General features: G+C 68.3%; 13 protein-coding genes. 2 read left to right on the plus strand and 11 right to left on the minus strand.

The features are described 5' to 3' along the window. Positions 1 to 69: 69 nt before the first annotated feature. The 8 genes from E1956_RS02895 to gspG all read right to left on the minus strand — a co-directional run bounded on the left by E1956_RS02895 (position 70) and on the right by gspG (position 6,406). Positions 70 to 849: a type II secretion system protein N gene (locus tag E1956_RS02895; RefSeq protein WP_134747223.1), complete on the minus strand. Its 780-nt coding sequence runs from the start codon at positions 847 to 849 to the stop codon at positions 70 to 72. 170 nt (positions 850 to 1,019) lie between these two features. Beyond that, entirely contained in the window at positions 1,020 to 1,550 is a 531-nt protein-coding gene (locus E1956_RS02900) for a type II secretion system protein M (protein ID WP_418789242.1), read from the minus strand. Next, entirely contained in the window at positions 1,547 to 2,956 is a 1,410-nt protein-coding gene (gspL, locus tag E1956_RS02905; RefSeq protein ID WP_134747227.1) for a type II secretion system protein GspL, read from the minus strand. Before gspL ends, E1956_RS02900 begins: the two co-directional genes overlap by 4 nt. 34 nt (positions 2,957 to 2,990) lie before the next feature. Next, positions 2,991 to 4,097, minus strand: coding sequence for a type II secretion system minor pseudopilin GspK (gene gspK / locus E1956_RS02910; RefSeq protein ID WP_134747229.1), 1,107 nt, complete (start codon positions 4,095 to 4,097; stop codon positions 2,991 to 2,993). Further along, entirely contained in the window at positions 4,094 to 4,816 is a 723-nt protein-coding gene (locus E1956_RS02915; protein ID WP_134747231.1) for a PulJ/GspJ family protein, read from the minus strand. The genes gspK and E1956_RS02915 overlap by 4 nt, the downstream gene beginning before the upstream one ends. A gap of 7 nt (positions 4,817 to 4,823) precedes the next feature. Continuing rightward, positions 4,824 to 5,192: a type II secretion system minor pseudopilin GspI gene (gene gspI, locus E1956_RS02920; RefSeq protein ID WP_134750302.1), complete on the minus strand. Its 369-nt coding sequence runs from the start codon at positions 5,190 to 5,192 to the stop codon at positions 4,824 to 4,826. A 79-nt stretch (positions 5,193 to 5,271) separates the two neighbouring features. Continuing rightward, positions 5,272 to 5,754 (minus strand): GspH/FimT family pseudopilin, encoded by a 483-nt coding sequence (locus E1956_RS02925; protein WP_232071352.1) that lies wholly within the window; start codon positions 5,752 to 5,754, stop codon positions 5,272 to 5,274. Positions 5,755 to 5,926: 172 nt separating this feature from the next. Then, entirely contained in the window at positions 5,927 to 6,406 is a 480-nt protein-coding gene (gene gspG / locus E1956_RS02930; RefSeq protein WP_134747235.1) for a type II secretion system major pseudopilin GspG, read from the minus strand. A gap of 204 nt (positions 6,407 to 6,610) precedes the next feature. Here gspG and E1956_RS02935 point away from each other — a divergent pair, with 204 nt between their 5' ends. Beyond that, entirely contained in the window at positions 6,611 to 7,024 is a 414-nt protein-coding gene (locus tag E1956_RS02935) for a general secretion pathway protein GspC (protein WP_028220076.1), read from the plus strand. A gap of 64 nt (positions 7,025 to 7,088) precedes the next feature. Here the strand turns inward: E1956_RS02935 and gspF are convergent, their stop codons facing one another. Genes gspF through gspD form a run of 3 tightly spaced genes read right to left on the minus strand, consistent with a single transcriptional unit; the run spans position 7,089 to position 12,250 of the window. Next, a complete protein-coding gene (gspF, locus tag E1956_RS02940) occupies positions 7,089 to 8,306 on the minus strand; it encodes a type II secretion system inner membrane protein GspF (RefSeq protein ID WP_134747237.1) in 1,218 nt (405 codons plus the stop codon). An 18-nt stretch (positions 8,307 to 8,324) separates the two neighbouring features. Next, a complete protein-coding gene (gene gspE / locus E1956_RS02945) occupies positions 8,325 to 9,833 on the minus strand; it encodes a type II secretion system ATPase GspE (RefSeq protein ID WP_134747239.1) in 1,509 nt (502 codons plus the stop codon). Positions 9,834 to 9,835: 2 nt separating this feature from the next. Further along, positions 9,836 to 12,250, minus strand: coding sequence for a type II secretion system secretin GspD (gene gspD, locus E1956_RS02950; RefSeq protein ID WP_134747241.1), 2,415 nt, complete (start codon positions 12,248 to 12,250; stop codon positions 9,836 to 9,838). 533 nt (positions 12,251 to 12,783) lie between these two features. Between gspD and E1956_RS02955 the strand changes: the two genes are divergently transcribed. Beyond that, entirely contained in the window at positions 12,784 to 13,230 is a 447-nt protein-coding gene (locus E1956_RS02955) for a lytic transglycosylase domain-containing protein (RefSeq protein ID WP_134747243.1), read from the plus strand. Positions 13,231 to 13,405: the final 175 nt, after the last annotated feature.

Consider the following 13,405-nt stretch of genomic DNA (forward strand, 5'->3'; position numbering starts at 1 on the left):
GGGCTGTTCCGTGCTGATTTGTGCTGCTTCTGGCCGCCTTGCGCGGCTCGAGCTTGTGAACTACGAACCTCAGCGCAGGAAGGTCAACGCCACGGTTCCTTCCCCAGTGGGCCGTCCAATCAGGTTCAGCAATCCCGCCAGATTCTCTCGCTGATCGGGCGTTGCGCTCGCGGTGCCGTTGAACGACGCCGACGTGCGCGAGAATGTGCCGTGCCCATCGAGCAGCAACGGCCCCTTCTGCGTGCTCAGATCGAGCGTGGATGATGCCCCCTGCGCCTGGAGCACCGCCTCATACGACCCTAGCGGCTTCACCAGCGAGACGCGCGAGCTCATCTCTCCAAGCGTGACGGTGAGGCGCCCGAACGCATCGGTGCCGAATACGCGCCAGGGGCTCCACGCGAGGCGCACGTTGCCATCGAGATCGAGCGTGTTGAACGGCGCGCCGAGCCCCGCGAGCAGCGACGCGGGCACCGCGATCGCGCCTGGCGTGACGGTGGCGCCGCGCAACGTCGCTTCGACGTCGACGGGGTCGGGCATGGCCTCGGTCTGGCGCATCTGCATGCGCACGCGGCCCGTGAGGAGCGCCCAGAACGACGTGCGCCATTCGATACGGCCAGGCAGGAGCGTCGCCCCCTGCACGTCGTGGCCGGCGGCGAGCATGAGCGTGGCCGAGCCGCGCCAGAGCGAGCCTTGCGGATCGACGAGATTGATGTGGCCTTGGGTCGCGCGCGCGAACTGCGGCGCGATCCATGCGGCGGGCAGGCGTACAAGCAGCACCACGCCAACGGACAACACGGCTACGAAGAGCCATGGCAATACGGCGCTAGCGCGCCGCATCCAGTAAGACATGCTAAGGATCTCCTGTCGGCCGCACTTGGCGCTTTAGCTGTCGACCAGAGTTCGCGCGTTAGCGCGTTACTCTGGTCCCATGCAAAGCTCTTAGTGCGGTCCCATGCTTCGCGGTCGATCGGACTTGGAGCACAGCTCTTAGTCCAATCCCATGCAAAGCCGGCCCGCGCTCAACGCGCGTTCGCCGGCTGCAGCGACGCAGTCAAATCAACCTGACCGTCGGCCTTGAGCGCCGTGATGTGCGCCTCGACCACCTGCACCTTGTACTGCTTGCGCACGTCGTCGAGCCAGGCCGACCAGGCCGGGAACGATGCATTCTTCATCTCCACCTGCGCCGTCGTGCCGATCAGCTGCACTTGCGCGCCCGGCATGCCGTGGTCGGAGAGCGAAGCGGTGAGCGCGTCCTTCAGCGCCTGGCCGCCCGGCGCCACGCTCGCCGCCGCGCCCGCGAGCGCGCGGGCTTCGTCGGCCTGCGCGGTCATCTGCGCGAGCCCGCGCTGCAGCCCGGGCAGGCTCTCGCGCAAGCGCGCGCGACCGTCCGACGCCGGCTGCCACAGCACCGAATAGCCGATCGCCACAGCCAGCAACGCGCCACCCCACGTCAGGAGCCCTTGTTCGCGCGCCGTGCGCGCCTCCCAGAAGTTGCTCCACTGCTCGCTCAAGGCCTGAGCCCACGCGCCGTTCGAATCCGATGTCTTCACGATGCGCTCCTGATCGTCCATTTGCCGCTGCTGCTGTCCTGCGTGCCCGCAAGGCCATTGCGCGCGAGGCGCTTGTTGAGGTCGGCGTCGACATTGACGCCCGGCTTGAAGGTCACGTCGAGACGCCGGTCGTGGTAGTCGAGCGCCGCAATCCCGTTCAGAGGCACGGGCCCGAGCGAGCGTGCGAGGCCGTCGGCGAGCACGAGGAAATCGTCGGGCGAGGGCTCGCCCGCGGCGACGCGCAGCTGCGAGAGCTGGCGCGACATCTGCCCGGCGGGGTCGAGCACCACGGTGGTCTTCGGGAAGGCGTTGAGCAGCAATTCCGTCATCTGCGTGTTGATGGCGTCGCGTTGACGCGCAAGCATCAGCCACTGCACGTTCGCGCCGACGATCGCCACCACCAGCGAGGCCACCACCAGCGCGATGGGCACGCGCAGCCGGCGCAGCGTCGCGCGGTCGAGACGCCACGGCTGCACCGCGAACTCGAACTGGCAGAGGTCGAATTTGCAGGCGAGCGAGCGCTTCGCGAGCGTCTCGAAGCCGAGCGGCTGTGCGCCGGGCAGCGTAGCGGCGAGCGCGGCTTTCTCGGCGGCGCTCGAGGGCTCGCCCGGCACGCCGGTCAGCACGTAGCGCGTGACGCTCGCGTCGCCGGCCAGCGCCTCGACGGTCGCGGCGAGACTCGTCGCCGGCACCGCAAAGCCTTCCGCCGACGGGCCGCGCACGATCGTGAGCTCGAGCAGCGCGCCCAGCGCCGTTGCAGCGGCGCTGGCCGTGGACGTTGCCATGTCCGGCAGCAGCGCGGGCGCCGTCGACATGACCGGGCCGAATACGCAAGCCGTCACCGGAACGCTGGCGCTACCGGCCGCTTCTGCCGGTGCGGCGGACTCGCCCGCATGCGCGTCGGCGGTAGCCGCTCCGGGCTGCGTGGCGGCTGCCGGCGCGGCGCCGGCTTCCCCCTGGACGACGGGAACAGGCAGGCAGCACGCCACCGGCACCGCGCGCAGGTTGCGGTGCCCCGTGCCTGTAAAGGCCTCGACGAGGAAGCGGAACCAGCCGCGGTCCATGGCCGCGACGGTCTGCTTCCCGTCGGGCAGGCGCGCGGGATCCAGCGCGAGATGGCAAGTCTGCGGATCCTGGATCAGATGATCCTCGACGACGTTCGGCAGCGCCTGGCGCAGCCGCGGCCCTTTGAGCGGCGGCACCGTGGCGGCGACCGTGAGCAGGTCGCGCGCGGCGATCAGCAGCACGGTGGCGGAGGCCTTCGGCAAGAGGCCGAGCGCCGCGCGGCCCGCGCGCTGCGTCTGGCCCGCCTTGTCGAGCAGCACGAACGGCAACTCCGGCAACTGCCATTCCTGCGAGTGGACCGCCGGATCGCGCGGCGGCATCAGGACGATCAGCGTGCTCAAACGCACCTCTTTTCGATGTTGGACGGGTACGGTTTCATGGTTCGTCGCGCACGCGCACGATGCGCGTCGTATGGGTGAGCGGGTCGCGCCACACGAGCGTCTGGCGGTCCACGACGGCGCGCTCGTGCTGCACGCGCCCATGGACCAGAAAATAGCTCGTATTGACGTCGCAGAGCGTCGAATCGACGCTGCTCTGCGGGGCGCCGGCGCCTTGCAGCGCGAGCTGCACGTCGGCGAGGTTATGGAAAAACACCGTCTGGCGCCGCGCCACGAAGGCCTGCGCACTCGAGAGGCTCATGCCCGGCACGATCGCCGCAATCACCTCGGCGCTGGCCGTGTTCATGTTCACGGGCGTCGTGGTGGGCAGGATCGTCACGAAGGGGCGCAGACGCGCGACGGCGTCGGGCGTGAAACCCGGCACGTCGAGCAGCGCATCGACGCTCGTCATGAGCAGCGGCGCGACGGCGCTGTTGGTATCGGTGTCGGAGAGGCCGGGGTTGTCGGTGAAGTTCTCGCCGCCACCCGCGCCGCCCACGAGCTGTTGCGTGCTCGACGTGGTCGAGGCCGTGGTGCCGGTCTGAAAGCGCGTGATCGAATGGGCGAGCCCCGAGCGCAGATAAACGGCGGTGTTCTTCGCGAGCTGGCCGTTGAGGCCGAGCAGCTGCAAGAGCCGCGCGAACGCCTCGATCTGCGTGAGATTGAGCTGCAGCGCGCCGGGCGCGGCCGCCGACACGAGATTGCGCAGATTGAAGCGCGCCTGGGCGTCTTCGATGGAGCCGGAGAGCCAGGTGTCGGCGCCCTGTTGCTCGCGCGTCTCGCCGATCTGGCCGAGAAAGTCCGAAAGGCGCGTCTTCGCGACCGGCATCCCCCACGCACCGCCCAGGTACGTGATGCCCGGCGCGGTATCGGCTTCGGAGCGCAGCACGAGGCGCGTCCAGTCGAGCGCGGCGCGTGCAATCCATTGCCCTTGCGCGAGCAGCCGCTGATTCTCGATGCGGCGCACCTGCACCTGCTGGCGCCACAGCATGCCCGAGACGAGAATCGCGGCAAGCGCGACCACCAGCAGTGCGCTGATGATCGCGGCGCCACGAGCGGCCGGGCGAGCAAGGGAGCGGGAATGTCGATGCCGGTGCACGCTCATTCCCCCACGAGAAAGACGCGCGTGACCGGCCGGGCCAGTGAGCGGGCGCCGACGCGCACCTCGAGCCCCGTCACCACGCGCGGCACGGGGGCGTTGCCGAGTTGCGGCACCTTCACGCTGTTGGCGTTCGCCGCGATCTGTTGGCGCACCTCGTCCATGTTCGAGGTCCATCCTTCCTTCGGCAGGTAGAGCCGTGCGTCGATGGCGCCCACGCCCTGCATCATCGGCAAGGCGCTCCATGTGCCGCTTTCGCCGCCGCGCAAGGCGCGCTGCAGCTCCCCGAAGTTGGCGAGCGGTGGCGACGCGTAGCGCACGACCTGGCCGTTGCTCACGCGGTAGCGCACCACCTGCAGACGCGGCGGCGCGCCGGGCGGCACTGCGAACGCGCGCACGATCTGCAGCGCGCCGCCGTCGACGGAGACGGCGGGCGCGCCCGCTTCGTCGTCGCTGACGGCCTCGCGCGCGTCGATGCGCATCTGGTCGAACATCTGCGCGAACACGCGCTCTTCGGCCATCGAGCGCGTGACGACGTCGCGGCCGCGCACGATCTGGTCGAGGCCGCGCCACGACAAGATCGCGACCACGGCGAGAATCGCGATGGCGACGAGCAGCTCGATCAGCGTGAAGCCGGCGGCGCGGTGCGCGCGCACTGCGCCGGACACCGCGTGCCGGGCGTAGCGCGCAGGCGGCCGCGCGAGGGGCACGCGCTTTCGGCTCATCGAAACCTCACAGCGACCGGTTCGTCTCATTGCCGAGCACCGTGACGAGTTGCGCGAGATTGCCGTTGCGGCCCGGCATCGTCACCGAGACCTCCACGCGGCGGAAGACGGGATTGGGCGTGGCCGTGACGTGCTGCGTGCAGACGAGCTGCAGGTTGCCCTGCGAGCAGTCGAAGGTTTGCTCGCCGAGCTCGGGCCACGCATGCGCGAGACGCAGCTGCGCGAGCGCGTTGTCGGCGCTCCAGCCCGCGAGCAGGCGCTCATGCAGCTCGGCCTCGCTCGCCGCGAGGCTGCCCACCGCGCGCAGCGAAGCCGCGAGCGCGATCGCCACGATGGCGAGCGCAACCAGCACCTCGATCATGGTGAAGCCGCGCATCGCGGCGCGGCGCGGCGGCTGCCGGCGCGCAAGGCGCCAGGCCTGGGGGCGGGCGCCGCAACGGGGAACGATGCGCATCTCAGCGGACCTCATACCGGCCCGTGCCGGTCCCGACGATGGTGGCACGGCCCGCCGCGGAGAACAGCGTGATCTCGACCGGCTGCTCGACAGCCTCGGTGCCGAACACGACGCGGTTCGCATGGAGGTCGTCGTCGCCGCCGGGGTAGGTGATCGATACGCCCGTCACGCCGCCTTCCCACTTGCGCGGGCCGAGCAGGTCGTCGCGCAGCGGGCGCCAGCCGTCCTCGGTATGCACGTCGAAGCGAAATCCACCCTCGACGGGCTGCCATGCGATGGGGCGCGCACGCACCTGCGCCTCGTCGCCGGCGGATTCGAACAGCAGGGCGAGGCGCTGCGCTTCTTCGTTCAGATCGGTGCGCGGATTGCGCGTGAGCGAGAGCGAGGCGAGCGACACCAGCAGCCCCGCGATCATCAGCACGACCAGCATTTCCAGCAGCGTGAAGCCCGCCGAACGCGCGCGCGCCGCTTGCGCGGTGCGCATCGGCGTACGGTCGCGATAGCGGAAGGGGCGGGCGGGCATGGGGGTGAGGAACGCGAAGCAGGAGATGAACGGGAAACGAGGAGCGGGCGGCTCAAACAGGCATGGGCCGGGCACACAGGGCCGCCGTTTCACGCGGCGGCCGGCCCAATCAGTCCCGGTTCTCCTCAGTGCGCTATTGCCAGGACCCGATGTCGGCGTCGTTGCCTTCGCCGCCCGGCTTGCCGTCGGCGCCATAGCTGAAGACGTCGATCTCGCCGTGCACGCCCGGGTTCAGATACTGATACGGATTGCCCCACGGATCGTTGGGCAGGCGCTCCAGATAGCCGCCGTCCTTCCAGTTGTTCGGCACAGGGTCGGTGGTGGGCTTTTGCACCAGCGCCTGCAGGCCCTGATCCTGGCTCGGGTAGCGGCCGTTGTCGAGGCGGTAGAGCTTCATCGCCTGCATGATCGTGCCGATGTCCTGGCGCGCGGCGACGCGGCGGGCTTCATCGGGACGGCTCATGATCTTCGGCACGATCAGCGCCGCGAGAATGCCGAGGATCGCAATCACGACCATGATTTCGATCAGCGTGAAACCGCGCTGGCGACGTGCGCGCAGACGCTCGATTTCGGTGCGGCTGCGTAGCTCACGACTGTTGGCCCATATGGACATGAGTTCTTTCCCTCCTGGCGAATGATCGTTGCGGCGCACCGGTGTGCGCCCTGCATCGTCGTGCGCGCGAAACCCATGTTCGCGCTCACATGACGGGTCATTGTAATGTCACACGATGACGCGCCTGAGTACCGGGTCCAGACCCGAGTCGCTTACCCAATGTGCGCCATCAAAACGCCCCCAATACTTCGTACAATGGAGCGCATGAACCCACTGCAAATCCGCCTTCTGTCACTCGCCGCGTTCGCGGTGTTCTGCGCCACGGCCGCGTGGTGGACGCTCGAAATCGCCGCCTCGCGCGCCGCGCCCGTGCAGGCCGCCGCCGCCCAGGCGCCCGTCTCGGTCGCCGAGGCCGGCACGCTCTTTGGCGGCAAGCTCGAGCACAACGTCGTGCAGGACATCCACCTCTTCGGCATCCTCGCGCTCCAGCAGGGCGCGGCGGCCATCGTGAGCGTGGGCGGCGACCCGGCGCGAGCCATTTCGCTCGGCGGCCCCATCGGCCAGGATGCGACGCTCGCCGAAGTGCGCGCCCGCTCGATCGTCATCGACCGCCACGGCGTGCACTCCGAAATCTTCCTGCCGGCCAACGCCGCCGGCCCCACCATTTACGTGCGCTGATCCGCCCCGCGCGGCGCGGCGTCACGAGCCGCCGCGCGATTCGCTGCACAGCACTCCGCTGCGCTCACTGCACGAGGTTGTTCAGCTCGATGATCGGCAGCATCACCGCGAGCACGATCACCAGCACCACGCCGCCCATCGCCAGAATCAGCAGCGGCTCGAGCAGGCTCGTGAGAAACATCGTGCGCCGCTCGAGCTCGCGCGCCTCGCCTTCGGCGGCGCGGTCGAGCATGGTGGTGACGTCGCCGGTCGCCTCGCCCGAGCGGATCAGGTGCACCAGCACGGGCGGAAACGTCTTCGTATTGCCTAGCGCGCGCGAGAGCGACGTGCCTTCGCGCACGCGCACGATGGCGTCGTCCACGTTCGTGCGCATGGCGCGGTTCGAGAGCGTCTCGCCCGCCGCCTGCAGCGCGCGCAGGATCGGCACGCCCGCCGCGCTCAGAATGCCGAGCGTGCTCGCAAAACGCACCGTGTTGTAGCCGCGCACGAGCTTGCCTGCGAGCGGCGCCGTGAGCAGCCACCGGTCGAACGCGAGGCGCGGCCCGGGCCGGCGCAAGATCCCGCGCACGATCCACGCGACGATCGCCACCGCGATCAGCACGGCCCACCACCATTGCCGCACGAATGCCGAGAGCGCCATCATCACGATGGTCAGAAACGGCAACTGCTGCTTCGTGCTCGCGAACACGTTCACGACCTGCGGCACCACATAGCTGAGCAAGAACGTGACGATGCCGAACGCGATGATCGTGACGATCGTCGGATAGGTGAAGGCCAGCACGATCTTCTGCTTGAGCGCGTTGCGCTGCTCGATGTAGTCGGCCAGACGCGAGAGCACGATGCCGAGCTTGCCCGTGTGCTCGCCGGCCGCCACGAGCGCGCGGTAAATATCGGGAAAATCGCGCGGATGCTGCGAGAGCGCGTTGGCGAGCGAATGGCCGCCCAGCACTTCGGCGCGGATCGCGGCCATCAGCTCGCGGATGTAGTCGCGCTCGGCCTGCTCGGTGAGCACCGCGAGCGCCTCGCCAAGCGGCAACCCCGCCACCAGCAGGCTCGCGAGCTGGCGCGTGAGAATCGCCTGCTCGCGCTGCGAGAGGCGCCGCCCGAGCGCGAGGCGCTGGGCACGCGCGCCGCGCGTGCGGGTCGCCGCCGGCTCGACCACGAGCGGCGTGAGGCCCTGACCGCGCAACTGTGCACGCGCGCCGCGCGCGCTGTCCGCGTCGAGCACGCCTTTTTGCGCCTTGCCCGCGGCGTCGATCGCTTCGAAACGGAATGCCGGCATCGTGCTGATCGCCCCCGGTCAGGTGCCGCCGGTCACGCGCAGCACCTCTTCGAGCGAGCTCGTGCCCGCGTCGAGCCAGCGCTCGCCGTCTTCGCGCAGCGTGCGCATGCCCTGCGCGCGGCCCGCGGTGAAGATCTCGGCGTCGGCGGCGTTGCGGTGAATGAGGTTGCGGATCGGCTCGTCAATGAGCAACAGCTCGTACACACCGCGACGGCCCGAGTAGCCCGAATGCCCGCAACGGTCGCAGCCGACCGGATGCCAGCGCTTGCGCCCGTCGTCCTCCACGCGCTCTTCCTTGCACACGGGGCACAACTGGCGCACGAGACGCTGCGCGAGCACGCCGAGCAACGACGAAGCGAGCAGATAAGGCTCCACGCCCATGTCGGTCAGACGCGTGACGGCCGAAGCGGCGTCGTTGGTGTGCAGCGTGGCGAGCACGAGGTGACCCGTGAGCGAGGCCTGCACCGCGATCTGCGCGGTTTCCAGGTCGCGGATTTCGCCGATCATGATGATGTCCGGGTCCTGACGCAGGATCGAGCGCAGCGCGCGCGCAAACGTCATGCCGATGCGCTCGTTCACCTGGGTCTGGCCGATGCCCGCGAGGTCGTACTCGATCGGGTCCTCGACGGTCATGATGTTGGTCGTGGTGGTTTCGAGCCGCGACATCGACGCATACAGCGTGGTGGTCTTGCCCGAGCCGGTCGGCCCCGTCACGAGCACGATGCCGTGCGGCTTGGCGATCAGCCGGTCGAACTGCTTGAGCGTGTCGGCGGCCATGCCGAGCGCTTCGAGATTCAGGCGCTGCGCGTCCTTTTCCAGCAGACGCAGCACCGCGCGCTCGCCGTGGCCCGTGGGCAGCGTCGAGACGCGCACGTCCACGGGGCGTCCGCCTACGCGCAGCGTGATGCGGCCGTCCTGCGGCAGGCGTTTTTCGGCGATGTCGAGCTGCGCCATGATCTTGATGCGCGAGATCAGCGCGCCGTGCAGCGCCTTCTTCGGGCGCACCACGTCGCGCAGCGTGCCGTCCACGCGAAAACGCACCACCGAGGCATTCTCGAACGGCTCGATGTGAATATCCGAGGCCTGCTCGCGCGCGGCCTGCGTAAGCAGCGCGTTGATCATGCGGATGATCGGCGCGTCGTCTTCGGACTCGAGCAGATCCTCCACCTCGGGAATGTCCTGCATCAGGCGCGAAAGATCGACTTCGCCTTCCACCTCGCCCACCACCTGCGCCGCGCTGCCGTCCTGGCGTGCGTACGCCTGGTTGATCGCCTGCGCGAGCTCGTCCGCGGGCACGCGCACGAGCGAGATCGCCCCGAAATTGCGCGCGACTTCGGCGATCGCCGCGCCCGTGGTGCGCTCGCTGATCCACACCTCGAGCCCGTCGGCGTGCTGCTGCGCGACGAGGATCTGCCCGCTGCGCGCGAAGCCATACGGCACGAGCCGCGCCGCGACGGGCGAGGGCGCCTCGCGAGGCGCCGCGATCTCGCGCGCAGCCGCGCTGGACGGGCGGGGCGTGTCGGCCATGCTCAAGGCTGCACCCTCGGCTGGGCGGTGAGCGGTTGCTGCGCGGGCGGATATTGCGCAGGCGCCGTTGAAGGATAAGCCGGCTGCATCTGCGTGGCGTTTGTGGACGGCACCGCGTAGCTGGTGACACCAGGCGTCGCGGCCGGTGCTGCGCCAGCGCCGTTCGCGGGCGCGCCGGCAGGCGCCGCGGGCAGCGACCGTACCGCCTGCTCGCGCCGCATCTTGTCGAGATCGAACAGGTTCATTGTCGATCCGCCTTCATTCGGGCCAACCGGCATCGGCGGCACCACCGGGTCGTCGTTGTCCTTGATCAGGTTGTTATCGGACTTGTATGCGCCCGTCATGCCCTGGATATAGTCGTAGCGGTTCGAGGTCACCGCTTGCGCCGTGCTGCGGTCGTTGATGATCACCGGACGCAGGAACACCATCAGGTTGGTCTTCGCGCGCGTCTTGTTTTCCGAACGGAAAAGCTGGCCAATCCAGGGAATGTCGCCGAGCAGCGGCACCTTGCTGTTGCTGACCTGGTAGTTGTCCTGCATGAGGCCGCCAAGGACGATGATCTCGCCGTTATCGGCCAGCACGGTCGACTGGATCGAACGCTTGGTGAACTCGGGGCCGGCCGGGTTGGTCGACACATTGGTCGTGCCGTTGACGATGGCCGAGTCCTCTGTGTACAGCTGCAGCTTCAGGACGCCGCCGTCGGTGATCTGCGGCTTGATGTGCAGCGTCAGACCCACATCGACGCGATCGTAGGTGTTGAACGCCGAGCTCGTCGAGCCGCTCGTCAGATTCGAATACGAGCCCGTCTGGATCGGCACGTTCGTGCCGACGACGATCTTCGCCTCCTGGTTGTCGAGCGTGATGAGGTTAGGCGTGGACAGCACGTTGGCGTCGGCCGTTTGCGACAGCGCCTGCAGCAACGCGCCGAGCCCCTGCACGCCGAAGATGTTGTGGACCCAGCCCACATTCAGGCCCTGCTGGATGCCGCCGTTGGCGGCGAGCGCGCCCGCGAGGCCGCCGGTGGCGGCGCTGGCGGCCGCGGCCGCCGTCAGGTTGATGATGCTGTTGCCGCCGCCGGTGGCCAGATTGGTGCCGGCCAACACCGCGCCGGTGCCGATCTGCCACTGGATGCCGAGGTTGGCATTCGTGTTCGAGTTCAGCTCGACGATCAGCGCTTCGATATAGACCTGGGCGCGCCGCGCATCGAGCTGGTCGATCACGGAGCGCAGGTTCCGGTACACCGCATCCGGCGCCGTGATGATCAGCGAGTTGGTTGCCGCGTCGGCCTGGATCATGCCGCCCGGCTGATTGTCGTCGCCTTTGTCTTTGTCGCCGCCCAGAAACGGAGCTTCGTTGCTGCCGCCGCTGCCGCCCGACGCGCCGCCCGTCAGCGAGCTGCCTGACGACGTCCCGCCGCCGAACGAACTGGGCAGCGGCGGCGTGCCCGAAAGGCCCGTCGAGGTGCTGCCGCCGCCACCGCCGCCGCCACTGCTGCCGTAGCCGCCCGAGCTCTGGTTGAACCCGTTCGCGCTGTTGCCCGACGACGAGTCGTTGCCGCCTTTTCCCAGCATCCCGCGCAGGGTCTTGGCGAGCTGCACGGCGTCGGCGTTACGCAGCGTGACGACGTGCATGTTGCCCGGCATGCTCGTGGGCGCGTCGAGTTGCTTCGCCAGCTGGACCGCGGCGGACAGGCGCTGCGCATTCGACGCGCGCAGCATCAGCGAGTTGGTGCGCGGGTCGGCGACGACCGAAACCTTCAGCGACGGGTCCGATGCACCGATGGCGCCCGGATCGAGCATCTTCCCAATCTGCGGCGCGATGTCGAGCGCATTGGCGTTCCTCAGCGGCACCACCTGCACCTGCTGGCCCGCAGCCGTGTCCACGCCGGCAATGATCGCGGCGATACGGCGCACGTTGTCCGCGTAATCGGTCACGACGAGCGTGTTGTTGCCCGGATAGGCGGCGATGGTGTTGTTCGGCGAGATGAGCGGACGCAGCACGGGCAGCAGGTTGTTCGCCGACTCGTTCCTCAGCGTGAACACCTGCGTGACCACCTGGTCGCCGCGCGCCGAGGGCGAGTTGCCGACATAGGTGGGCACGCCCTGCAGCTTGGCGTCGGCCTCGGGCACCACCTTGAGCACGCCATGATCCTGCACGAGCGCGAAGCCCTGCATGCGCAGCGCCGATTGCAGCGTCTTGAGCGCCTGGTCCTCGGGCACGGGGTTCTCGGAGACGAGATTGAGCTGCCCCTTCACGCGCGGATCGACAATGATCGTCTTGCCGGTGGCCGCGCCGATTGCCTTCGCCACCTGATCGATGTCGGCGTTGACGAAGTTGAGCGTGACCTGGGCGTGCGCAACTTGCGCCGCCATGAGTCCGCTCACGAGCAGCGCCGTGGCAACGCGACGCAAAGCCATACGATTTATTCTCATGGGTGTCATATCGAAGCCGGGGACGGACGCCGCCGGCCGGTCGTACTTATCGTGCTCAACGTGCTCAAAGTGATCGTCGCGGCTTGTCAGGCCAGGCAGCCCGCGGAACACGCTCGCAAGGACCGGCTTGATCGGCCCATCGGCGCCGCTCCTCCCGGCACCGGACGACCATCAAAAAATGCAACAGTAGCAGCTTTTCGTGTCGAATTTGTCACAAAGAAATAACGTCTGGGGATTTCCTCTAACTTGCGACAACGCGCCGAGGCATTTTGTAAGGATTGGGAACGGCATCGGTCCGAAGTCACAGCGCTTGCGCGCCGGCGGTCTGCGCCTTCCCCGCGCGGCGGCGGCTCGCGTGCCGTTTGGCCGGCTTGACGCGACTTCGTCTGCCGGTATGATACGGGCGGTCCACTGAGCGCAATGCTCAGCGCAGAGTACGCAGGGCAGGCACGGGTTTTCCCCATATCGGGCGGAGCAGGCCGCCGGCCTCGCGTAGGGCAACGTCCTTCTGCCATCCCATGAAAAAGGTTGCATCCGCCACGATTGTCGCTGCCCTCACGCTCGCCGCTGTCTGTGCGAGCGCGCCGGCACGCGCCGACTGTTTCGACGAGGCGGCCCGCTACCAGAAGGTCAATCCGCTCATTCTGCGCGCCATCGCCTGGCAGGAATCGCACAACACGCCTGACGCATTGCACAGGAATGCGAACGGTTCGGTTGACTACGGTGTGATGCAAATCAACTCGGTTCATCTGCCAACGCTTGCGCAATACGGCATTTCGTCGAGCACGCTCATGCAGCCGTGCAAGAACGTCTATATCGCCGCCTGGCATTTGCGTCAGAAGATGAACAAGTACGGCAACACCTGGGCTGCCGTGGGTGCATACCACTCCGAAACACCGGCATTGCGCGATCAATATGCGCAGCAAATCGCCGCCATCCTGCGCAAATGGAAATTGATGCCCTGAGCGGTGCGGCGCTGGCCGTCGTGCCGCGAGAGCGCTAGCGCGGCCAGGCCGCCGCGCTGGGCGCAGGTCCTAAGCGCAGCCGCGCCAAGCCCGGGCCGGGCGCGCACCGACCACGATCCGTCAGCGCGCCGCGCGCGCATGGTGCAAAATGCAGGCTTGCGCCGCCCTGGCCGCC

The sequence above is a fragment of the Paraburkholderia pallida genome (genome assembly GCF_004524855.1).
GTDB classification, from domain to species: domain Bacteria; phylum Pseudomonadota; class Gammaproteobacteria; order Burkholderiales; family Burkholderiaceae; genus Paraburkholderia; species Paraburkholderia oxyphila.

Excerpts from the sequence above, each read along its gene's own strand:
- E1956_RS02915 (WP_134747231.1), bottom strand. The coding sequence starts at position 4,816 with ATGAGCCGAAAGCGCGTGCCCCTCGCGCGGCCGCCTGCGCGCTACGCC.
- E1956_RS02895 (WP_134747223.1), bottom strand. The coding sequence starts at position 849 with ATGTCTTACTGGATGCGGCGCGCTAGCGCCGTATTGCCATGGCTCTTC.
- gspG (WP_134747235.1), bottom strand. The coding sequence starts at position 6,406 with ATGTCCATATGGGCCAACAGTCGTGAGCTACGCAGCCGCACCGAAATC.
- gspF (WP_134747237.1), bottom strand. The coding sequence starts at position 8,306 with ATGCCGGCATTCCGTTTCGAAGCGATCGACGCCGCGGGCAAGGCGCAA.
- gspD (WP_134747241.1), bottom strand. The coding sequence starts at position 12,250 with ATGGCTTTGCGTCGCGTTGCCACGGCGCTGCTCGTGAGCGGACTCATG.
- E1956_RS02935 (WP_028220076.1), top strand. The coding sequence starts at position 6,611 with ATGAACCCACTGCAAATCCGCCTTCTGTCACTCGCCGCGTTCGCGGTG.
- gspE (WP_134747239.1), bottom strand. The coding sequence starts at position 9,833 with ATGGCCGACACGCCCCGCCCGTCCAGCGCGGCTGCGCGCGAGATCGCG.
- gspK (WP_134747229.1), bottom strand. The coding sequence starts at position 4,097 with ATGAGCGTGCACCGGCATCGACATTCCCGCTCCCTTGCTCGCCCGGCC.
- E1956_RS02925 (WP_232071352.1), bottom strand. The coding sequence starts at position 5,754 with ATGCGCACCGCGCAAGCGGCGCGCGCGCGTTCGGCGGGCTTCACGCTG.
- E1956_RS02955 (WP_134747243.1), top strand. The coding sequence starts at position 12,784 with ATGAAAAAGGTTGCATCCGCCACGATTGTCGCTGCCCTCACGCTCGCC.
- gspI (WP_134750302.1), bottom strand. The coding sequence starts at position 5,192 with ATGCGCGGCTTCACCATGATCGAGGTGCTGGTTGCGCTCGCCATCGTG.